16 protein-coding genes and 1 pseudogene are annotated in these 20,735 nt (G+C 74.6%); 9 read left to right on the top strand and 8 right to left on the bottom strand.

From position 1 onward, the window contains the following. The first annotated feature begins 51 nt into the window (after positions 1-51). Positions 52-2,448 (top strand): immune inhibitor A domain-containing protein, encoded by a 2,397-nt coding sequence (locus ACGFNF_RS16840; protein ID WP_357576819.1) that lies wholly within the window; start codon positions 52-54, stop codon positions 2,446-2,448. A gap of 139 nt (positions 2,449-2,587) precedes the next feature. After that, positions 2,588-3,520 (top strand): alpha/beta fold hydrolase, encoded by a 933-nt coding sequence (locus tag ACGFNF_RS16835; RefSeq protein WP_393168790.1) that lies wholly within the window; start codon positions 2,588-2,590, stop codon positions 3,518-3,520. 1 nt (position 3,521) lies between these two features. Here ACGFNF_RS16835 and ACGFNF_RS16830 read toward each other — a convergent pair whose 3' ends face one another. Further along, positions 3,522-3,887 carry a hypothetical protein gene (locus ACGFNF_RS16830; RefSeq protein WP_393168788.1) on the bottom strand — a complete coding sequence of 122 codons (366 nt, stop codon included), beginning with the start codon at positions 3,885-3,887 and terminating at the stop codon, positions 3,522-3,524. After that, positions 3,884-4,843, bottom strand: a pseudogene (locus ACGFNF_RS16825) (SseB family protein); the annotation flags it as partial. The gene ACGFNF_RS16830 and the pseudogene ACGFNF_RS16825, both read right to left, overlap by 4 nt. 2,684 nt (positions 4,844-7,527) lie before the next feature. Here ACGFNF_RS16825 and mycP point away from each other — a divergent pair. After that, positions 7,528-8,808: a type VII secretion-associated serine protease mycosin gene (gene mycP, locus ACGFNF_RS16820; RefSeq protein WP_357576729.1), complete on the top strand. Its 1,281-nt coding sequence runs from the start codon at positions 7,528-7,530 to the stop codon at positions 8,806-8,808. A gap of 154 nt (positions 8,809-8,962) precedes the next feature. On the opposite strand, the gene ACGFNF_RS16815 is transcribed toward mycP, so the two are convergent. Together ACGFNF_RS16815 and ACGFNF_RS16810 are read right to left on the bottom strand one after the other, a co-directional pair. Beyond that, a complete protein-coding gene (locus tag ACGFNF_RS16815; protein WP_357576728.1) occupies positions 8,963-9,253 on the bottom strand; it encodes a WXG100 family type VII secretion target in 291 nt (96 codons plus the stop codon). 26 nt (positions 9,254-9,279) lie between these two features. Continuing rightward, complete coding sequence (locus ACGFNF_RS16810; RefSeq protein WP_132232452.1) at positions 9,280-9,600, bottom strand: WXG100 family type VII secretion target; 321 nt, start codon at positions 9,598-9,600, stop codon at positions 9,280-9,282. A 390-nt stretch (positions 9,601-9,990) separates the two neighbouring features. Between ACGFNF_RS16810 and eccE the strand changes: the two genes are divergently transcribed. The 4 genes from eccE (at position 9,991) to rarD (ending at position 13,809) form a co-directional block, all read left to right on the top strand. Next, positions 9,991-11,847, top strand: coding sequence for a type VII secretion protein EccE (gene eccE / locus ACGFNF_RS16805; protein ID WP_393168967.1), 1,857 nt, complete (start codon positions 9,991-9,993; stop codon positions 11,845-11,847). Between the two features lie 54 nt (positions 11,848-11,901). Next, a complete protein-coding gene (locus ACGFNF_RS16800) occupies positions 11,902-12,288 on the top strand; it encodes a phage holin family protein (protein WP_357576727.1) in 387 nt (128 codons plus the stop codon). Positions 12,289-12,382: 94 nt separating this feature from the next. After that, positions 12,383-12,883, top strand: coding sequence for a GNAT family N-acetyltransferase (locus ACGFNF_RS16795; RefSeq protein WP_357576726.1), 501 nt, complete (start codon positions 12,383-12,385; stop codon positions 12,881-12,883). After that, on the top strand, positions 12,880-13,809 hold the full coding sequence (gene rarD / locus ACGFNF_RS16790; protein WP_357576725.1) for an EamA family transporter RarD: 930 nt from the start codon (positions 12,880-12,882) through the stop codon (positions 13,807-13,809). The genes ACGFNF_RS16795 and rarD overlap by 4 nt, the downstream gene beginning before the upstream one ends. 10 nt (positions 13,810-13,819) lie before the next feature. Here the strand turns inward: rarD and ACGFNF_RS16785 are convergent, their stop codons facing one another. Together ACGFNF_RS16785 and ACGFNF_RS16780 are read right to left on the bottom strand one after the other, a co-directional pair. Next, positions 13,820-14,512 carry a zf-HC2 domain-containing protein gene (locus tag ACGFNF_RS16785; RefSeq protein ID WP_357576724.1) on the bottom strand — a complete coding sequence of 231 codons (693 nt, stop codon included), beginning with the start codon at positions 14,510-14,512 and terminating at the stop codon, positions 13,820-13,822. Next, positions 14,509-15,003 carry a sigma-70 family RNA polymerase sigma factor gene (locus ACGFNF_RS16780; RefSeq protein WP_393168965.1) on the bottom strand — a complete coding sequence of 165 codons (495 nt, stop codon included), beginning with the start codon at positions 15,001-15,003 and terminating at the stop codon, positions 14,509-14,511. Before ACGFNF_RS16780 ends, ACGFNF_RS16785 begins: the two co-directional genes overlap by 4 nt. A gap of 250 nt (positions 15,004-15,253) precedes the next feature. Here ACGFNF_RS16780 and ACGFNF_RS16775 point away from each other — a divergent pair, with 250 nt between their 5' ends. Then, positions 15,254-17,365 carry a PhoX family phosphatase gene (locus ACGFNF_RS16775; RefSeq protein WP_357576723.1) on the top strand — a complete coding sequence of 704 codons (2,112 nt, stop codon included), beginning with the start codon at positions 15,254-15,256 and terminating at the stop codon, positions 17,363-17,365. Positions 17,366-17,463: 98 nt separating this feature from the next. Here ACGFNF_RS16775 and ACGFNF_RS16770 read toward each other — a convergent pair whose 3' ends face one another. After that, a complete protein-coding gene (locus tag ACGFNF_RS16770) occupies positions 17,464-18,246 on the bottom strand; it encodes a helix-turn-helix domain-containing protein (protein ID WP_357576722.1) in 783 nt (260 codons plus the stop codon). Positions 18,247-18,400: 154 nt separating this feature from the next. Here ACGFNF_RS16770 and ACGFNF_RS16765 point away from each other — a divergent pair, with 154 nt between their 5' ends. After that, a complete protein-coding gene (locus ACGFNF_RS16765) occupies positions 18,401-19,582 on the top strand; it encodes an MFS transporter (protein WP_393168783.1) in 1,182 nt (393 codons plus the stop codon). A 21-nt stretch (positions 19,583-19,603) separates the two neighbouring features. On the opposite strand, the gene ACGFNF_RS16760 is transcribed toward ACGFNF_RS16765, so the two are convergent. Beyond that, positions 19,604-20,689 (bottom strand): polyprenyl synthetase family protein, encoded by a 1,086-nt coding sequence (locus ACGFNF_RS16760; RefSeq protein WP_132232098.1) that lies wholly within the window; start codon positions 20,687-20,689, stop codon positions 19,604-19,606. Between the last annotated feature and the right edge of the window lie 46 nt (positions 20,690-20,735).

Below are 20,735 nucleotides of genomic sequence, written 5' to 3'. Positions count from 1 at the left end.
CCCGTTGGGCCGGTTCCCTCAAACCGGAGGTACCACGTGCGCAAAGTCGCAGTGGGTCTGCTCGGGCTTTCGCTGACGGCGACAGGACTGGCGTTCGGTTCGTCCGCCACCGCCGCGCCGCAGCCGAAGTTGCCGACGGCCGCTCCGTCGGTCGCCGAGCCAGCCCATGTCGACCACGACCTGCCGAACCCGCTGGAGGACAAGCGTCGCGCCCTGCGCCAGGAGGGTCTGAGCGACGTCCTCTCCGGCCGGATCAAGCCGCAGAAGGTCAACGGCAGCACGGTCGTCAAGGTCGGCAAGACCCAGGCCGAGGGGGCCAACGCCCGCTCGACCCGGGCCAACGCCGCCACCCAGACGGAGGACCAGTACGTCGAGCTCTCCCGGGAGAAGACGGACCGGATCTTCGTCATCCTCGCCGAGTTCGGCAACGAGCGGCACCCGAGCTACCCGGACCAGGACACCGACCCGGACACCGCGGGTCCGACCCGGTTCGACGGGCCGCTGCACAACGAGATCCCCCAGCCCAACCGGGCGGTGGACAACTCCACGGTGTGGCAGGCGGACTACAACGCCGACTACTACCGCAAGCTCTACTTCGGCACCAACCCCGGTGACGAGTCGGTGAAGCAGTACTTCGAGGCACAGTCCTCGGGCCGCTACAGCGTGGACGGCACCGTCACCGACTGGGTGAAGGTGAAGTACAACGAGGCCCGCTACGGCCGCTCCGGCGGCTACCCGTGCGCCTCCAACGTCTGCACCAACACCTGGGCGCTGGTCCGCGACGCCGCCAACCAGTGGGTCGCCGACCAGAAGGCCGCCGGCCGCACCGACGCCCAGATCACCGCCGACCTCAAGGCGATGGACCAGTGGGACCGGTACGACCACGACTCGGACGGCAACTTCAACGAGCCGGACGGCTACATCGACCACTTCCAGATCGTCCACTCGGGCGGCGACGAGGCGGACGGTGACCCGTACCAGGGCGAGGACGCCATCTGGAGCCACCGCTGGTACGCCTTCGCGTCCGACCAGGGCTCGACCGGCCCGGTCAACTTCCCGGCCGGCGGCACCCAGATCGGCAACACCGGCTTCTGGATCGGCGACTACACCATCCAGCCCGAGAACGGTGGCCGGAGCGTCTTCTACCACGAGTACGCGCACGACCTCGGTCTGCCGGACGACTACAACGTCACCAGTGGTGGGGACAACAACAACGAGCACTGGACCCTGATGGCCCAGAGCCGGCTCGGCGCCAAGAACGACGCCGGCATCGGTGACCGGGGCGGCGACCTCGGCGCCTGGAACAAGCTCCAGCTCGGCTGGCTCGACTACGAGGTGGTCGTCGCGGGGCAGAAGCGGACCATGACCCTCGGCCCGCAGGAGTACAACAGCGACGAGGCGCAGGGCGTCGTCGTGGTGCTCCCGCAGCGGGAGTACACGTTCGAGCACGGCGCCCCGTTCGAGGGCTCCAAGCAGTTCTTCTCGGGCAACCGGGACGACCTCAACAGCACGATGACCCGGACCCTGGACTTCACCGGGAAGTCGTCGGCGTCGCTGTCGATGAAGGGCCGCTACAACATCGAGGCCGACTACGACTACCTGTTCTTCGAGGCGTCGCTGGACGGCGGCCAGACCTGGGTGACCCTGCCCGGCACGGCCAACGGCCAGCCGCTCAAGGAGATCTCCGCCGGTCGCTACGCGCTCGACGGCAGCAGCAACGGCGAGTGGGTCGACGTCGTCATCCCCATGGACGTGGCGGCGGGCAAGGTCGCGCAGTTCCGGCTGCGCTACCAGACCGACGGCGGCGTCTCCGAGGGTGGCTTCTACGGTGACGCGATCACCGTGACGGCCGACGGCCAGACCGTCCTCTCCGACGGCGCCGAGACCGGTGCCGCGGGCTGGACGCTCGCCGGTGGCTTCGAGACCGCCGAGGAGAGCTACACCAAGGCCTACGACAACTACTACATCGCAGGCACCCGGCAGTACATCTCGTACGACAAGTACCTGAAGACCGGCCCGTACTTCTTCGGCTACCAGAACACCCGCCCGGACTACGTGGACCACTACGCGTACCAGGAGGGTCTGCTGATCTCCTACTGGAACACCCGCTGGGCGGACAACGACACGTTCGCGCACCCGGGTGAGGGTCGCAACCTGATCATCGACGCGCACCCGCGGCCGATCTACAACCTGACCGGCCAGCCCTGGCGGTCCCGCGTCCAGGTCTACGACGCGCCGTTCAGCCTGAAGAAGGCCGACTCGTTCACGCTGCACCTCAACAGCCAGCCGCAGTACATCCGTGGCCAGGCCGCGCAGCCGCTGTTCGACGACACCAAGCAGTACTGGTTCCCGGAGCTGCCGAACCACGGCGTCAAGCTCCCGGCCACCGGCACCAAGATCAAGGTCCTGGAGAAGGACGGCCTCAACACCAAGATCCGCATCTCCTGATCGCTGATCCCGTACCACCAGCACCACGCGATGCCCGGGCAGGTCACCTGCCCGGGCATCGCCCTTTCCACGGGCGCTCCCGGCGGCCCGTGGGGTCGGGCCCGGAGGTGAGCGGCACCGGGGTCCTAGGCTGTCTGCCATGACCGAGCAGCGCGGCGGGCCCGTCGACGAGTCCTGCGTCCTCACCGAGGGGCCGTGGACGCACCGGTTCGTCGGCGCCAACGGCAGTCGCTTCCACGTCGTGGAGGCCGGCACCGGCCCGATGGTGCTCTTCCTGCACGGTTTCCCCGAGCACTGGTGGGCCTGGCACGAGATGCTGCCGGCCGTCGCCGACGCCGGCTTCCGGGCCGTCGCGGTCGACCTGCGCGGCTACGGCGCCAGCGACAAGCCGCCCCGGGGGTACGACGGCTACACCCTCGCGGCCGACGTCGCCGGTCTGATCCGGGCCCTCGGCGAGCGCTCCGCCACCGTGGTGGGCACCGGCGTCGGCGGCATGATCGCGTGGACGGTGGCCTCGTTCCACCCGTCGCTGGTCCGCCGGCTGGTGGTGCTCGGCGCCCCCCACCCGCTGCGGCTGCGGGCCGCGATCTTCGCCGATCCGCGCGGGCAGTTCGCCGCCGCCACGCCCACCCTGAAGTTCCAGCTGCCCCGCTACGAGCACGTGCTGACCCGCGACGACGCGGAGGCCGTCGAGGAGATGCTGCGCCGCTGGGGCGGGCCACGCTGGGTCGACGGGCCGGGCTTCGAGGCGTACGCCCAGCGGTGCCGGGAGGCCATGCGCATCCCGCAGGCGGCGTTCTGCGCCCTGGAGGGCTACCGCTGGGCGTTCCGCTCGGTGCTCCGCCTGCACGGCTACCGCTTCGTCCGGCTGATGCAGAAGCCGCTGATCACGCCGACCCTCCAGCTGCACGGCGCGCTCGACGAGGCCTCCCTGCCGCGTACCGCCCAGGGCTCCGGCCGGTACGTGGTGGCGCCCTACGAGTGGCGGCTCCTGGACGACATCGGGCACTTCCCGCACGTGGAGGCCGGCGACCTGGTGCTGGGCGAGGTCCTGCGCTGGGCGAAGTCCTGAGTCAGACCCGCTGCTCGCGCAGGTCGGCGACCTCCGCGGCGGGCGCCCAGCCCTGGTAGACGCCGAAGTCGAAGACCTCCAGCCCCATCGCCCGGGCCACCGGCCAGCGTCCGCCCGTGTACTCCACCCGCAGCCAGCCGTCGTGCTCGCCGAGGACGATGAACGGCTGTCCCTGCCAGGTGCAGGTGGTCCGCACGTACGCCAGGTCGTCGAGCTCGGTGGCCGGCAGCACCCGGACGTAGCGGCCGGGGCGGATCTCCTCGAAGCCCTCGCCCGGCTCCGGCTGGTAGAGCCGGACGTCGTCGCCGTCCGGGCTCGCCAGGTATTCCCGGCCCTTCCAGCGGGCCACGTAGCCGTCGCGCGTCACTGCTCACCGACCTGTCGCCACCGCAGCGCGTCCGTGTCGAGGATGGCGACCACCCGTTCGGTGCCGTCCGCGCCGATCCGCCACAGCTGCGCGCCGTGCGGCAGCCGGGCGCTGTCCACCTTGAATTCGGCCACCACGTCGCTGCTCTCGCCCGGCGCGAACCCGTTGCCCCGGAACGGCGGGCGCTCGATGACCCAGCCCTCCATGGCCCGCATGGCGGCCTCGTTCTGCCCGCCGTACGGGATCCGGTAGAGGCTCGGCCGGTGCGCGGGCCAGCGCAGCACGTAGATCTCGCCGGCGTCCCGGGCGAAGGGGGAATCCGGGTAGCCCAGGCCGAGCGCGTCGTGCAGCTGCGCCGGGGTGTTCAGGTGGGCCAGCTCGCCGGCCCGGTGCACGAAGCCGGAGACCCGGTCGTAGCCCCGCTCCAGGTAGTACGCGAGCTGGCTGGGGGCGACCGCCTTCTGCATCACGATCGGGCGCGCCGGGTCGGGCGCGGGCGGGGCGTAGCGGGGGCGGCTCACCGGTTCCTCGGCGGCGGGCGGCTCGGTCTCGATGTCGTCGCCGAGTCCCACCTCCGCCGCCCAGTTGGCCAGCCCGACGATCTGCTCACCGGGCAGCTTCGCCCCGACGGGGGTGCCCGGGTTGACCGCGAACGACCAGGACTCGTCCGGCCAGCGGCGGATCAACTGGACGAACTTCACCTCGATGGTCTCGACGGTCGCGTCGGTGTGGTCGGCGAGCCGCTCCGGCGAGGTGTGCACCACCACGAACGTCTCGCCGTCGAGTTCCTCCGTACGCCAGACGAAGCCGGGCTCGCCGGGCCGGCTGCCCGGCGCGGAGTCTGCCGCCACCGGCAGCAGCACGCGGGCCAGCAGCAGGGTGGACAGGAAGGTGTCGGTGCTGCCGGCGCCTGCGGCGTCGAGCAGGTTCTCCTCGACCTCGTTGGCCGGCTCGAAGTCGACCGGCACGGGACCGGCACCCGACGACACGTCCGCGCTCCCGGTCAGGGGCGCGGTGACCGGCTCGTCGGCGACCGGCGGACCGGGATCCTCCGCCGGCCCGGCGTCGGGAACGCCGGCGTCGGTCGCCGCCCCCTGTCGGGCGGCGCCGTCCGCCGCCGGTGCGGGCGCGGCGACGCTGGTCGGCACCGTCGGGTCCCCGGACCACGCGTCGACGGGCGGCCCGGATCCGAGGGACACGGTCGCGTCTCCGGGCCTCGCCGCGTCGGCAGGCGGCCCGGGATCGAGGGAAACGGTCGGATCCAGGGACACGGTCGCGTCGCCCGACGACACGACCGGCTGCGTCCGGTCCAGGGACACCGTCGGGTCCAGAGAAACGGTCGCGTCGCCCGACGACACCACCGGCTGCGTCCGGTCGAGAGACACGGTCGGGTCCAGAGAAACGGTGGCGTCGCCCGACCCCGACGACACCACCGGCTGCGTCCGGTCCAGGGACACCGTCGGATCCAGAGAAACGGTCGCGTCGCCCGACGACACGACCGGCTGCGTCCGATCCAGGGACACCGTCGGATCCAGGGACACCGTCGCATCGCCCGACGACACGACCGGCTGCGTCCGATCCAGGGACACCGTCGGATCCAGGGACGCGGTGGCGTCGCCGGACCACGACGGGGCGGCGGACCGCACGGTGTCGGCCGGCGACGACGGGTGGGCGGGCGCGGGCGGTGCGGGGTCGGCGGTGGCGGCGGTCACCGGTTCCCGGCGGCGCCGGACCGGCTCGAACAGCGAGACGGTCTCCTCGGCGGGCGGGGCCGGCTCGGGGGCAGGCGGCCCGGTGAGGTCCCGCGACTCGATGACGGTGCCCTCGATGACGATGGGCGTGAACCCGCGTCGGGAGGCGGGTGGTCCGGAGACCGGTTCCGCGTCCGCCACCGGCTCCGGCCCGACCGGTTCGGGGGTGGCCTGCCGGCGCGGCAGCGCCTGGGTGAGGTCCTCGGCCGGCTGCGGTCGGTCTGCGCCGTACGCCGGTGGTGGCAGCCCGGGATCCGGGGCGGGGCCCCGGAGGTCCCGGGTGGCGTCCTCGCCGGGTCCGCGCGGCGGCAGCACCTGCGTGGCCTCGCCGCCGGGCATCGCGAAGGCCCGGGTGGGCTCCCCGCCGGGCGTCGTGAAGGCGTGGGTCGGTTCCGCGGTCGGCGCCGTGAACGCGTGGGTCGGCTCGCCGGCGGGCGTCGTGAAGGCGTGGGTCGGCTCCGCGGTCGGCGCCGTGAAGGCGCGGGTCGGCTCACCGGCAGGCGTCGTGAAGGCGTGGGTCGGCTCCGCGGTCGGCGCCGTGAACGCGTGGGTCGGCTCACCGGCAGGCGTCGTGAAGGCGTGGGTCGGCTCCGCGGTCGGCGCCGTGAAGGCGCGGGTCGGCTCGCCGGCAGGCGTCGTGAAGGCGTGGGTCGGCTCCGCGGTCGGCGCCGTGAACGCGTGGGTCGGCTCGCCGGCGGGCGTCGTGAAGGCGTGGGTCGGCTCCGCTCCGGTCGGGGCGCTCGGGATCGGGTGGGTCGCCTCCCCCGGTACCGGCTCCCCGAGCGGCCGGCGGCGGGGGAACGGCTGGCTGCCGGGTGCGAGGCGGGACGGCGGAACCGCTCGCTCGCCCGAGCGCAGCGCCTCCTGCCGGTGGGCGGCCGCGCGACCGGAGGCCGGCTCGAAGAACGACCGGTTCGGCCGCTCCGGGGCCTCCCCGGCCGGGCGACCGTTTGTCGACGGCGAGGGGTGGGCGTCGGGCGTCGGCAGGCCCCTCGGGCGCTCGGTGAGCGGCGCGGGGCGCGGCGGCGGGAGCCGGTCGGGGGCCGCCACGGCGTCGAACCGGGCGGGCCCGCCGGCCGTCGGGTCGCCACGCCGCGCATCCAGGTGGTCCGCCGGGGGCGTGGGCGGGACAAGCGGGTGGGCCGGGCCGGGTCGGGCGGGTGCGGGGATCCGGCCGGTGGCCGACGCGGCCGTGGGCTCGGGCCGGAGCGTGCCGTCGGGCCGGGCCACACCGGTGGTCGGCCCGGTCGCCGGCCCGCCCGACGTGTCCTGACCGGCGGCCTGGGCCCGCGCCCGGGCAGCCGTCTCCACGCGTTCCAGCCGGGCCCGCGCACCCATGGTGCGGCCGGGCAGCCGGACGTCGCCCCGGGAGAGCTGGGCGACGAACCAGGCCGGCAGGTAGCCCTCGATGGGCAGCCCCGGATTGACCGCCAGCCACCACTCGTGGTTGGGCCAGCTGTCGGACAGATCGGCGTACGAGATGCGCCGGACGGCACCGCCGTGTTCGCCGAGACAGGCGCGCACCGCCGCTCCCGAGGTGAACGCCAGCACGTGGGTACGGCCACCTGTGCTCCAGGTGCCCCAGCCCACTGGCGCCGTCCCCGCGAGCGCCTCGGCGGAGACCGGCAGCAGCAGTTCGGTCCGGGCCAGGACGCGGAAGTAGAGCTGTTGGTCGTTGGCGCGTAGCGCGTCACGCATCGCCGCTTCGGCGTCGGTGGCCGGCTCCCACTCGGTCACGGCCACCCCTCCTCCCGCGAACAGGCCATAGGTATCGCGTACAACCTACAAGGTAGAAGCAAGATCACAATCGCTGGCCGGCGGCGGTGCGCCCTGGGCCGCCACAGGCGCTAACATCCCGTTCCGGAGTCGACACGATACGGAGGCGGTCGATGTCCCGGTCCACCTCACGCCCGCTCCTCGCCGCCCTCACGACGGCGGTGCTGACCGCCGTTCCGGCCGCCCCCACGATCGCCGGCCGCCCGGCCGGGTCCGCCCCCGGCCCGGTGCCGGCCGGCTGGTCCGCATCCGCGCCGGCCGCCGCGCGTGCGGCCCCCGGCTGCGCCTCGCCCCTCGCCCCGGTTCGGCCGGTGTCCGCGCGCCCCTGGCCCCAGCAGCGGTACGCCCCGGAGCGGCTGGCACCGCTCGCCACCGGCGCCGGGGTGACGGTGGCGGTGATCGACTCGGGGGTGGACCGGCGGCACCCGCAGTTGGCCGGCCGGGTGCTCGACGGCACCGACCTGCTCGACCCGGGCGGCGACGGCAGCCGGGACTGCGCCGGCCACGGCACCGGCGTGGCGAGCATCATCGCCGCCGTCCCCCGCGACGGGACGGCGTTCCGTGGGCTGGCCCCGGGCGCCCGGATCCTGCCGGTACGGGTCAGCGAGCAGCAGGTGGTCGAGGGGCGGGAGTCGGGGCGCACGGTCAGCGCCGGGGACTTCGCCCGCGCCGTCCGCTGGGCGGTCGACCACGACGCCGACGTGCTCAATCTCTCCGTCGTCCTGTACGCGGACGACCCGGCGGTGCGGGCCGCGATCGGCTACGCGGTCGACCGGGACGTGGTCGTGGTGGCCGCCGCCGGGAACCTGCACGACGCCGGTGACCCCCGGCCCTACCCGGCCGCGTACGACGGGGTGCTCGGGGTGGGCGCGATCGGGGCGGACGGGGCACGGGCACCGTTCTCCCAGACCGGCTCGTACGTCGACCTGGTCGCCCCGGGCAGCGACGTGCTGATGGCCGCCCCGGGTGAGGGCCACCACCGGGCCGAGGGCACCAGCTACGCGGCGCCCTTCGTGACGGCCACCGCCGCGCTGCTGCGCCAGTACCGGCCGGAGCTGAGCGCGGCGCAGGTGGCGCAGCGGATCGTGGCGACCGCCGATCCCGCCCCGGGCGACGGTCGGGGCGGCGGCGGGTACGGCGTGGGGGTGCTGAACCCGTACCGGGCGGTCACCGAGACCGGGGGAACGTCGGAGCGGGCGCGCCAGGTCAGCGCGCTCGCGGACGACCGGGCCGAACCGGCGGTGCTGGCGCAGCGGGCCCGCCGGGCGACGGCCCGGGACCGGGCGCTGCTGGTGGCGGGGGCCAGCGGGGCGGTGGTGGCCCTGGCGGCGCTGCTGGCGCTCGTCGTGCCGCGCGGGGCCCGCCGCCGCTGGCGGCCGGCCGACCCCGCCTGACCCGGCCGGCGGTCTGCACCCGTCGCCCCGCCTGACCCGGCCGGTGGTCTACGGCCGTCGCGTCCGGGGTCGTCCACCGTCGGCGGTCGCGCTGCCCGGGACGGCCGATGGTGGCGCCGACCGGCTCGCGATCGACGCCACCACCGGGCGGGGCCTACTGGAACAGGCCGACGTTCTTCTTCTCCGTGTCGAGGTAGTCGGCAGCGGAGTCGTCCACCGCGAGCTTGATGTCGCGCAGCATGACCTGGAGGTCCTGCGAGGCCGACCGCCAGCGGCGCTGCCGCTGCTCGTAGGCCTGGAGGGCCTCGCCGGACCAGCTCGCCACGAGCGGGGCGGCGTCCCGTTCGAGCTGCCCGAGCTGCGAGTCGAGCGCGTTCAGCGCCTTCTGGATGTCCACGCTCGCCTGTTGCAGGGCGGCGAAGTTGACGACGAGTACACCGTCCATCGGATGTCTCCTCCCCCGAGACCGGGTCAGAGCGGCAGCTGGATGCCGCCGCGGTTGGTGGTGGACACCCGGCTGGCGGCCTCGGCGTCCGAGACGTCGTAGTGCCGGCCGGCCGTGCGGACGGCGCCGGCGGTCTCCCGCAGCGCCCGCTGAAGCGCCGCCTGGTCCTGTGCCCACTGCTGCTTGACCTGCTCGAACGAGCGCCCGCCGGCACCGCGCCAGGCCTGCTGCAACACCTCCAACTCGGCCATCAGGCTGCTCAGCATGGACTGCAGGGACTGGTCGACCTGCTCGAACTTCGCGGCGGTCTGCTGCATCACCGCTGCTTCTGCCTGGGTCTGGGACACCCGGGACGTCACCTCGTCTCCTCGGTCGTGGCTGGCCGTGGGCGCACCCGCCCACCGGGCGCGCCGCTCGCGCCGCCCGGACGTCGAGCGTGGCGGGCGCGGGGTCAGCGAAACTCGTCGCTGACGGTAGCGGTACCGTCGCGGTTCTGCTACCCCGTGGCCATCCCCTGTGGACGACCGCGGCCCCCATCCCGCCGGATGCTCCCCTTACGATGGGCGGCGTCGATGTCGCGGCGAGTGACCGGTCGAGGAGGCGCGGTGACGGTGACCACCGGCCCGGGCCCGCACCGGCCGGCCCCGGGCCACGATCCCCGCCCGACCGCCGCGCCCCGCGTGCCGGCGCCGCCCGGGTCGGCCGTTCCGGCCGGTCCGGCTGGCCCGGCTGGCCCGATCGGCCTGGCTGGTCCGGCTAACCCGATCGGCCCGGCCGGCCCGACCGGCACCGTGGCCGGCGCGCCGGCAACCCCGGCCGCCCTGTCGCCGTCGCGGAACCCGGCCGGCCGGCGGAGGGGCGCCGGTGTCCGGGCCGGTCAGGTCGTCGCCACGCAGGTGGCGGTGGCCGCCGTGGTCGCGGCCGCCGGCCGGGGCGCGCTGATGACGTTGGCCGCCGTGGGGGTGGCCGCGCTGCTGCTGCCCCTGGCCTGGGTGCGGCTGCGGGGGCGGTGGCTCTTCGAGTGGCTGACCACGGGCCTGGGCTACGCCACCCGCCGCCGCGCCCTGCCGCCGGCCGCCGGCCCCGCGGCCCTGCTGGACCTCGTCGACCCGGGCGCGGTCGTGCGTCCCGCCGAGCTGGCCGGCACGCCGGCCGCCGTGCTGGACGACGCCGCCGGCATGGTGGCCGTGCTGGAGGTCGGCGATCCGGCCGACCTGCTCGGCGACGCTCCCCGCGCGCTGCCCGTCCCGGCGTCCCTGCTGCCGGCCGCCGCACCGGACGGCCCCCCGGTGCGGCTCCAGCTCCTCCTGACGGGCTCTCCGGCGCCGACCGTCGGCGCGGGTGGCGGCGCCGTCGCCACCTCGTACCGCCAGCTCACCGACGGGCGGCTCGCCGGCCGGGAACGGGCCGTGCTCGCCGTGCGGGTGCTGCGTGCCGAGGGCTGGACGGGAGAGGAGCTGCGGCGGGCGCTCGCCGGAACGGTGCGCCGCATCGCGCGCCGGGTCGGGCCCGTCACCGCCCGCCCGCTGGGCGAGCACGCGACGCTGCGGGTGCTGGCGGAGCTGGCCCACCACGACGACCATCCCGCGCAGGAGTCCTGGCAGGCGGTCCGGGCGGGCGACCTACTCCAGACCACGTTCCGGCTGCGCCGCTGGCCCGACCCGCGTACCGACGCCGGCCGGCGGCTGGTGACCCGGCTGCTCGCGCTGCCCGCGACGGCGACGACCGTCTCGCTCGGCGTCGGCCCGTGGGCCGGCGCCGACCCCGCGGCGGCACCGACCGAGCTGGCCGTACGGGTGGCTGCCGCCACCCCGGCGGAGCTCTCGATCGCGGCGCAGGCGCTGCGCCGGCTGGTGGCCGAGGTGGGCGGCGAGGTGCACCGGCTCGACGGCGCGCAGCTCGCCGGGTTGGCCGGCACGCTGCCGCTCGCGGCGGCGGGCGCGGTGGGACCGGGGCCGGGTCCGGCGCCCGACGGCCTGGAGCTGACCCTCGGCGAGGCGGGGCTGATGGTCGGCACGAACCGGCACGGCGGCGCGGTGACCGTCCGGCTGTTCCGGCCGGAGAGCACCCGGGTGATGCTTGTCGGCGGGATAGGCGCGGCGCAGCTGGTGGCGGTGCGGGCCATGGCGCTCGGGGCCCGGGTGGTGGTGCAGACCGCCCGCCCGCGCGGGTGGGAGCCGTTCGTCCGGGGCGTCGGCACCCCCGGCGCGATGATCCCGGTGGTGCCGCCGGGCCGCCCGGTAGGCGAGCCGGGGTGGCCGCTGCGCCCGCTGCTGGTGGTGGTCGACGCCGGTTCCACGCCCGCCGAGCCGGAGCCGGCGTCCCCGTGGCGGACGACGCTGCTGGTGCGCGACGAGTTGACCCCCGCCGACGCCGACGCGCTGGGCCGCGCCGACCTGGCCGTGCTGCAACCGCTCGACCCGGCCGAGGCCGCCGTGGCGGGCGCCGCGCTGGGCCTCGGCGGGTCGGCGGAGTGGTTGACCCGGATCCGGGACGACATGGTCGCGGTGGTCAACCGGCGGGCGCTGCGCTGGGCGCTGCTCTCCCCCACCCCGATCGAGTCGCAGCTGATCGGCCGTCCGTCCCGCCGCTGAGCGGGGCGACGGTCGCGGCTTCCGCAGCTTGTCCGTCCGTGGCACGATCCGGCCATGGGTTTCCTCAAAGGGCTGCTGATCCGGCTGGGCAGCACGGCGCTGGCCTTCTGGCTGGCCACGCTGCTCATCCCGGGCATCACGCTGGAGTCGGCGTCCGCCGGCGAGGCGGTCGTCACGCTGGTCCTCGTCGCGGTGATCTTCGGCGTGGTAAACGCGGTGCTCCAGCCGATCATCAAGACCGTCGGCTGCGGCTTCTACCTGCTGACCCTCGGGTTGATCGCGCTGGTGGTCAACGGGCTGCTGTTCCTGCTCACGAGCTGGATCGCCGACCAGGTCGGGCTGCCCTTCCACGTCGACGGCTTCTGGCCGGAGGCGGTGCTCGGCGCGCTGTTCGTCGGCATCGTCACCTGGATCCTCGGGGCCGTCCTGGACCGGGACTGACCCGCCTCGACCAGGGAGAGGCGGGCGGGCGGGCCGACCAGAGGGCGGGAATTGGCCGCTGATCGGGCCGGGTGGCCGGGTTAGCGTCGCGGGCATGTTCACCCTGACCCGCGACGACGGCTACCTGCTCAGCACCGACCCGGCCCGGATCGACCTGGGCCTGGTGCACCACTGGCTCAGCACCGACGCCTACTGGGCGCTCGGGCGGGACCGGGAGACGGTGGCGCGGGCGTTCGCCGGGTCGGTGCCGTTCGGCGTCTACCGCCCGGGTGACGGCCGCCAGGTCGCGGTCGCCCGGGTGGTCACCGACCACACCACCTTCGCCTGGCTCTGCGACGTCTACGTCGACCCCGGCGAGCGCGGCCGGGGACTGGGCACCTGGCTGGCCGGGGCGGTCCGCGACCACCTCGCCGAGCTGGGCGTACGCCGGATCCTGCTGGCCACCGCCGACGCCCACGCGGTGTACGCCAAGGTCGGGTTCGCCCCGATGACCGATCCGCACCGCTGGATGCAGCTCGACCAGCGGAACCAGCCGGTGAGTCCGATCACCGGAAAGGAACCGGGCGGCCTCCCGGCCCTTACGGTGGAAACGTGACGCCACTCCGCCTCGGCTACCTCTACGGCTTCGTCGCGTACCTGCTCTGGGGGTTCTTCCCGCTCTACCTGCGGCTGATGCGCCCGGCGGGGCCGCTGGAGATCCTGGCCCACCGCATCGTCTGGTCGGTGGTGTTCGTCGCCCTGCTGCTGGCGGCGATGCGCAACGTCGGTTTCCTGCGGGCACTGCTGCGCCGGCCCCGGGCGCTGGCCGGCATCGGCGTCGCCGCCGCGCTGATCGCGGTGAACTGGGGCACCTACATCTACGGCGTGACCTCCGAGCGGGTGGTGGAGACCGCCCTCGGCTACTTCATCAACCCGCTGGTGGTGGTGCTGCTGGGCGTCACCGTGCTGCGCGAGCGGATGCGGCCCACGCAGTGGGTGGCGCTCGGCATCGGCGGGCTGGCCGTGGCGGTGCTGACCATCGACTACGGCCGGCTGCCGTACCTGGCGCTGGTGCTGGCGTTCAGCTTCGCCGGGTACGGCCTGGCCAAGAAGCAGCTCGGGTTGCCCGCCGCCGAGGGACTCTTCGTCGAGTCGGCGGTGCTGGCGCTGCCCGCGCTGGCGTACGTGGGTTGGCTCGCCGCCGCCGGCGAGGGCACGTTCGGACAGGTGTCGGTCGGGCACACCCTGCTGCTGGTGTCGGCGGGGGCGGCGACCGCGATCCCGCTGCTGCTCTTCGCCGGGGCGGCGAACCGGCTGCCGCTTACCGGACTCGGCATGATCCAGTACCTCGCCCCGATCCTCCAGCTCGGCTGCGGGGTGCTGATCTTCCACGAGCCGATGCCGCCGGCCCGGATCGCCGGCTTCGCCCTGGTCTGGGCCGCGCTGATCGTCTTCACCGTCGACGCCGTCCGCAACTCCCGCCGCACCCGCGCCGCCACCCTCGCCGCCCGCCGGGCCGAGGCCGTCGCCGCGCCCCGCTGACCCGCGCGGGTCAGCGGACGTCGTAGACGAGGACGGGGGTGCCGTCGGCGCGCAGCAGCTCCAGCCGGACCAGCTCCGCGTCGGTGAACCGGGTCGCGCCGGTGATCCGCAGGTCGTCGCCGGGAGCGGCGAGCCAGGAACCGATCTGCTCCGTCGCGCCGTCCGGGCCGTGCGCCACCAGCCGGAAGGTGTACGCCTTGGCGTAGCCGGCCTTCGCGTCGTACCCGCAGCGCATCCGCACCTCGGTGCCCCAGTCGGTGCCGTTGAGGGCGATCTCGGCGTGCACCGGCACCGCGCCGGCGACCGGCTGCATGGCGACCATCCGCACCTCGACCGGGGTCGGGCCGGCCACCTCCCGGGGCAGCAGGGCGGCGGTGCCGACGCCGACGACCAGGGCCGCCACGGCGGCCGCTAGCGCCGTGAGGGCGTACCGGCGGCGGGTGGCCGACCGGTCGCGGCGGCGGCGCTCCCGCGCGGCGGCGAGCAGTTCGGGCACCCGGGGGTTCTCCGGTGGCGGCAGGAACTGCTCCAGCCCCGCCGGGTCGAGCCGGCCGAGCAGCCCGGGCAGGACGGCGATCTCGGCGACCGCCTCCCGGCAGGCGACGCAGCCGGCGAGGTGCCGCTCGTAGGCCACCCGGTCGGCGGGAGCCAGCGCACCCAGCACGTACGCGCCGTCGTCGTACGCGAACTCGCACCGGGTCATTCCGTCACCCCCATCTCGGCCAGGACCAACCGTAGTGAGCGCAGGGCGTGGTGGGTCCGGGACTTGACCGTGCCGGGCGGCACGCCCAGCCGGGAGGCCGCCTCCGCCACCGACCGCCCCTGGTAGAAGCACTCGACCAGCACCTCCCGGTGGGTGGGGCTGAGCCGGTTCAGCGCCTCGGCGACGGTCCACGCCTCCACCGCCCGTTCCGCCTCGTCCACGGCCTCGGGAGGCTCGGGCAGCTCGTCGGTGTAGACCTCCCCGATCCGGGCGGAGCGGCGCCGCCAGGCGTCGATGGCCAGGTTGCGGGCGGTGGTGAAGAGCCAGGACCGGATCGAGCCGCGCGTCGGGTCGAGCGCCTCCGGGTGCCGCCAGGCCCGCAGCAGCGTCTCCTGCACCAGGTCCTCGGCCCGCTGCCGGTCGCCGTTGACCAGCCGCAGGGCGTGCGCGTACAGCGCCTCCGCGTGCTCGTCGTGCAGCGCGCGGAGCAGTTGGGCGTCGTGGTCGCTGATGGCGGTCTCCTCGCTGTCGGCGCGAGTCCGGCGGTGGCGTTCGCACGGGAATACGTGCCGCCGCCCCGAACGGTTCAGCCGCAGGTCACCGTGGCACCCCCGGCCGAGGTGTTCACGCCCGGTTCACACCGTCGCCGACGGTCGCTCACCGCGCCCTCCTAGCGTCCGGCGGGTACGCACGCCAGCGGCTGGTCCGGCGTGCACCGACCCCCATCAGGAGGCTCCTTCCATGAGCGACCGTCCCCGGCTGCTCCCGTTGCTGGGCGCCACCCGCCACGGCAGCCGCGACGCCATGACCTGTCTCTACCGGTGCGGCAACGCGTGCGACCACCCGGTGCCCAACACGTCCGACAACGCGTACTTCGGGGACGTGGTGAACGCGGAGGTGTCCCGGCGCGGCGTGGTCCGGGCCGGCGCGGTCGGCGCGCTGGTCCTCGGCTTCGGCGGTGCGGTGGCCGGCGCCGCCCCCGCCGCGGCGGCCCCCGCCACCCCCGTCGTCCCCGGCGCCGCCGGCTTCGACCGCCCCGCCGGCGGCGTCGGCAGCGGCGCGCTGACCTTCAAGCCCGTCCCGCCGAACACCCTCGACAGCCTCGTCGTGCCCAACGGGTACGACCACGCGGTCGTCCTGCGCTGGGGCGACCCGGTGGTGCCGGGCGCCCCCGAGTTCGACGTACGCGCCCAGAGCGCCGCCGCCCAGGCCGGGCAGTTCGGCTACAACAACGACTTCGTCGGGGTGCTGCCGCTGGACGGGCGCCGGCGCGCGCTGCTCGTGGTCAACCACGAGTACACAAACGAGGACCTGATGTTCCCCGGCTTCACGAGCCAGGACGCGCTGAGCGTCGAGCAGCTGCGGATCGCGATGGCGGCGCACGGCATGTCGGTGGTGGAGCTGGAGCGGGTCGACGGCACCGGGCAGTGGCGGCCGGTCACCAAGGGCCGGCGGCCGTACAACCGGCGGGTCACGGCGCTGGCCACGAAGTTCGAGCTGACCGGGCCGGCCGCCGGCTCGGTCCACCTGCGGACGGCCGCCGACCCGAAGGGCCGTACGGTCGTCGGCACGCTGAACAACTGCGCCGGCGGGGTGACCCCCTGGGGCACGGTGCTCTCCGGTGAGGAGAACTTCAACCAGTACTTCGTCGGCGGCGACGCGGTGGCCGAGGAGATCAAGCCGAAGCTGGCCCGGTACGGCATCACCACCACGACCCGTTACCCGAGCGGCAGCCGCAGGTGGGAGCGCGCCGACGAGCGGTTCGACCTGGCGAAGCACCCGAACGAGGCCAACCGGCACGGCTGGATCGTCGAGATCGACCCGTACGACCCGGAGAGCCGCCCGCGCAAGCACACCGCGCTGGGCCGGTTCAAGCACGAGGGCGCGAACGTCATCGTCGCCAGGAGCGGGCACGTGGTCGCGTACATGGGCGACGACGAGCGGTTCGACTACCTGTACAAGTTCGTCTCCGACAAGAAGTTCATGAAGGGCAACTCCTGGGTGGCCCGCCGGCACAACCTGACTCTGCTGGAGTCGGGCACCCTCTACGTCGCCGAGCTGAAGCAGAGCAGCGCCGGCGAGATCGACGGTTCCGGCAAGCTCCCCTCCGACGGGGCGTTCGACGGCCGGGGCCGGTGGATCAAACTGGTCAGCGGCAACCGCTCGTACGTCGACGGGATGACGGCCGCCGACGTGCTCACCTTCACCCGGCTGGCCGGCGACAAGGTCGGCGCGACCAAGATGGACCGCCCGGAGGACGTCGAGCCGAGCCTGCTCACCGGCAAGGTGTACGTGGCGCTGACCAACAACACCGACCGGGGCAGGGCCGGCAAGCCGGCCGCCGACGAGGCGAACCCGCGCAACTCGAACAAGCACGGCCAGGTGCTGGAGCTGGTCGAGGACCGTGGCGACAACGCGGGCGAGACCTTCGCCTGGTCGCTGCCGATCGTCGCCGGTGACCCGGCGGACCCGTCGACCTTCTTCGCCGGGTACGACAAGACGAAGGTCTCCCCGATCTCCTGCCCGGACAACGTGGCGTTCGACGCCACCGGCAACCTCTGGATCTCCACGGACGGCAACGCGCTGGGCAGCAACGACGGTCTCTTCGCCACGGCCGTCGAGGGGCCGGAGCGGGGCCACCTGAAGCAGTTCCTCACCGTGCCGGTGGGCGGGGAGGCCTGCGGCCCGTTCATCACCGGGGACAACCGCTCGGTCTTCGTGGCGGTGCAGCACCCGGGCGAGCTAAGCGGTGCCTCGGTCGAGAAGCCGGCCTCGAACTGGCCGGACGGTGACTACGCCAAGCCGGGCGTGGTGGTCGCCTGGCGCCTGGACGGCGGGCCGATCGGCAGCTGACCACCCGTCGGGCGGTCCGCCGTCGGACCGCCACCGTGGCCCTCTCCCAGCCGGGGGGAGGGCCACGGTCGTCGCGGCCCGACCGGGGCGGGGGCGGGTCAGCTGTCGGCGGCCAGGCCGTCGGCGATCGTCCGGGCGACGGTGAGCAGCTTCGCCCGGACCGCGCGGGCGGAGGTCATCATCTCGCCGGCCGGCAGCGCGCAGGCCAGCACGACCCGGCGCTCCATGTCCTTGTCGGGGCTGACCAGCACCGCGGCGCAGGCCACGCCCTGCCGGAACTGCCCCAGCTCCAGCTGCATGCCCCGCCGTTCCCCGGCGGCAAGGTCGACCTCGAACGCCTCGGAGGTGGTCAGGGTGGCGGTGGTGAAGGGACGCATGCCGTAGTCGCGCAGGTAGCGGAAGCGCTGCTCGGCGGTCATCGTGGCGAGCAGCGCCTTGCCGAGGGCGGTCGCGTGCGCTCCCTCGTCGAACCCGGGCACCAGGTCCTCCAGGTACGGCGAGCGTGGGCCCTCGGCCACGGCCGTGACCGCCACCTGGCCGCCCACGAACCGGCCGAGGTAGTGGCTGTAGCCGGTGTCCATGGCGGCCCGGCGCAGGCTCTCCCCGACCGCTGGCGGCCCCCGGAACGCCGTCACCAGCTCGCGGTAGCGGTCGGCCACCTCCAGGCCCACGATGTACGTGCCGTCCTCACGACGGATCACGTAGCCCTCGTAGGCCAGGGTGCGGACCAGGTGGTACGTCGTCGCCACGGTCAGCTCACAGCGCCGGGCGATCTGTTTGACGGTGAGCCCCTTCGGGGCGCGACCGACCGACTCGAGCACGCGTAGCGCGCGGGACACGCTCCGGATGAGATCCGAAGGTTCCGCCAAGGGGTCGCGCACAACCACCTCCGCCGCCGGGGACTTACACCATATGAAAAACAGGCCGGGTTCGAAATGCCCGTTCGGGTGGAGGATGCCAGATCGTCATGAACGTCGCGTTGCTCAACAGGCACTTTCCGTGACGAAAGCCCCGCTCACGTAGGTTTGCCGGACCATGACCGACATCGCGCTCCAGCCTGACCCGGGCATCGCCCCGCCCCGGCCCACGCGGGCCGTGACCGGGGCCGTCGCCGTCACCATCGCCTGCGTCCTGCCGGTCTTCCTGCTCGGCGGGCTCGCCGTGCAGATGGGCGAGGACCTCGGCTTCTCGCCGGCCGGGCTGGGCCTGGCCGTGTCGGTCTACTTCGGCGTGGGCGCGCTGGCCTCGGTGCCCTCCGGCGTCCTCGCCGAGCGGCACGGGCCGACCGTGGTGGCCCGTGCCGGCATCCTGTTCTCCGCCGCCTGCCTGCTGGCCGTGGCGGGGCTGGCCCGGTCGTACCCGGTCCTGCTCGGGCTGCTCGCGCTCGCCGGCACCGCCAACGCCCTCGGTCAGCTCGCCAGCAACGCCACGCTCGCCCGGCACGTGCCGACCCGCAGGCAGGGGTTGTCGTTCGGGGTGAAGCAGGCCGCCATCCCCGTGGCCACCCTGCTGGCCGGGGCGGCGGTGCCGACCGTGGCGCTGACGGCCGGCTGGCGCTGGGCGTTCGTCGTGGCCGCCGGCGCGGCCCTGGCGGCGTTGCCGGCCGTACCCGCGCGGGAGCCGCGCCCCACCCGGACGGCCGCCCCGACCCGCGGCGGCCGCGCCACCGCGGCCCTGGTGGTGGTCGGGGCCGCCGGGACGTTCGCCGCTGCCGCCGCGAACGCGCTCGGCACCTTCGTCGTCGACTCCTCCGCCGACCGGGGGCTGTCACCCGGGCTGGCCGGGCTGACACTGACGCTGGGCAGCGCGGTCTGCGTGGCGGCCCGGGTCGTCGTCGGCTGGCTCGCGGACCGCCGCGCCACCGGGCACGTCGCCCTCATCGCCGGCATGCTCGTGGTCGGCGCGGCCGGGCTCGGCCTGCTCGCGACGGCCGGGTCGGTGCCGCTGGTGGCCGGCGTGCTGCTCGGCTTCGGCCTGGGCTGGGCGTGGCCGGGCCTGATGACCTTCGCGGTGGTCCGGCTGCACCCGCAGGCCCCGGCCGCCGCCACCTCGGTCACCCAGACCGGGGTGTACGCGGGCGGCTGCCTCGGCCCGCTCGGCCTCGGTGCCGTGGCCGCGCACGCCGGCTACCCCGTGATGTGGCTCGTGGCCGCCGGGTCGATGCTGCTCGCCGCCGCCCTGATGCTCGCCGGCAGCCGCCTGCTCGCCCGCCGCTAGCGGACTGGTGCGGGGCGGACGTCAGCTGGTGCGGTCGGCGATGTAGTCGCAGAGGGATTCGAGGGCGCGGCGGGCCGGGCCCTGCGGGAGCGGCGAGAGCTGCTCCCGGGCGTCCTCGGCGTAGCTGCGGACCGTCTCCCGGGCCCGCTTGAGCGCCGGGCTCTCGCGCAGCAGACCGAGCGCCTCGGCGTGCAGGTCGTCGTCGGTAAGCGGCCCGGTCGCCAGGATCTCCCGCAGCCGCACCGAGGCGGCGTCGGCGTCGTCCGAGCCGAGCGCGTAGAGCACCGGCAGGGTCGGCACGCCCTCGCGCAGGTCGGTGCCGGGCGTCTTGCCCGACTCCACCGACTCCGAGGCGATGTCGAGCAGGTCGTCGGAGAGCTGGAAGGCCACGCCGATGGTCTCGCCGTAGCCGGCCAGCGCCTCGGTGTGCTCCGGGGCGGCACCGCCGAACATGCCGCCGAAGCGGGCCGACGTGGCGATCAGCGAACCGGTCTTGCCCGCGATCACGTCGAGGTAGTGGGCCACCGGGTCGTCGCCGGGGCGGGGGCCGACGGTCTCGGCGATCTGGCCGTGCACCAGCCGCGCGAAGGTGCGCGCCTGGAGGCGTACGGCCTCGATGCCCAGGTCGGCGGCGATGTCGGCGGCGCGGGCGAAGAGGTAGTCGCCGACGAGGATGGCGACCGAGTTGGTCCACCGGGAGTTGGCGCTCGGCGCCCCCCGGCGCACGGCGGCCTCGTCCATCACGTCGTCGTGGTAGAGCGTCGCCAGGTGGGTGAGCTCCATCACCACGGCGGCCGGCACGACCTGCGGCCCCGTGGGATCGCCGAACTGGGCGCCCAGCGCCACCAGCAGCGGGCGGAACCGCTTGCCGCCGGCCTCCACGAGGTGCCGGGCGGCCTCCGTGACGAACGGGTCGGCGCTGGCCACGCTCGCCCGCAGCTCGGACTCGACGCCCTCGAGCAGGCCCAGCACGGACGCCTCGACGCGGGGATCGGCGAGATAGAGGCCGAGCGCGCCGAACTGACTCGTGCTCACCCTGGTCCGACGGCCGCCGGACCCGGAGGCACCTGAACGCTCGCCAGCCGGATTCACCACGCCATCAACCATGCCACACCCCTGCGACCTGCCCGGGACGGGGGATACGGCGCGGGGG

It is taken from the genome of Micromonospora sp. NPDC048868, assembly GCF_043198195.1.
GTDB classification, from domain to species: Bacteria; Actinomycetota; Actinomycetes; order Mycobacteriales; family Micromonosporaceae; genus Micromonospora; species Micromonospora reichwaldensis.
The sequence above is the reverse complement of the archived record's forward strand: the minus strand, read 5'-3'. Positions and strand labels throughout refer to the sequence as shown.

Coding starts and splice junctions, on each gene's coding strand:
- mycP (WP_357576729.1), top strand. CDS start 7,528: ATGTCCCGGTCCACCTCACGCCCGCTCCTCGCCGCCCTCACGACGGCG.
- ACGFNF_RS16800 (WP_357576727.1), top strand. CDS start 11,902: ATGGGTTTCCTCAAAGGGCTGCTGATCCGGCTGGGCAGCACGGCGCTG.
- ACGFNF_RS16835 (WP_393168790.1), top strand. CDS start 2,588: ATGACCGAGCAGCGCGGCGGGCCCGTCGACGAGTCCTGCGTCCTCACC.
- ACGFNF_RS16760 (WP_132232098.1), bottom strand. CDS start 20,689: ATGGTTGATGGCGTGGTGAATCCGGCTGGCGAGCGTTCAGGTGCCTCC.
- ACGFNF_RS16795 (WP_357576726.1), top strand. CDS start 12,383: ATGTTCACCCTGACCCGCGACGACGGCTACCTGCTCAGCACCGACCCG.
- ACGFNF_RS16765 (WP_393168783.1), top strand. CDS start 18,401: ATGACCGACATCGCGCTCCAGCCTGACCCGGGCATCGCCCCGCCCCGG.
- ACGFNF_RS16775 (WP_357576723.1), top strand. CDS start 15,254: ATGAGCGACCGTCCCCGGCTGCTCCCGTTGCTGGGCGCCACCCGCCAC.
- ACGFNF_RS16785 (WP_357576724.1), bottom strand. CDS start 14,512: ATGACCCGGTGCGAGTTCGCGTACGACGACGGCGCGTACGTGCTGGGT.
- ACGFNF_RS16815 (WP_357576728.1), bottom strand. CDS start 9,253: ATGGACGGTGTACTCGTCGTCAACTTCGCCGCCCTGCAACAGGCGAGC.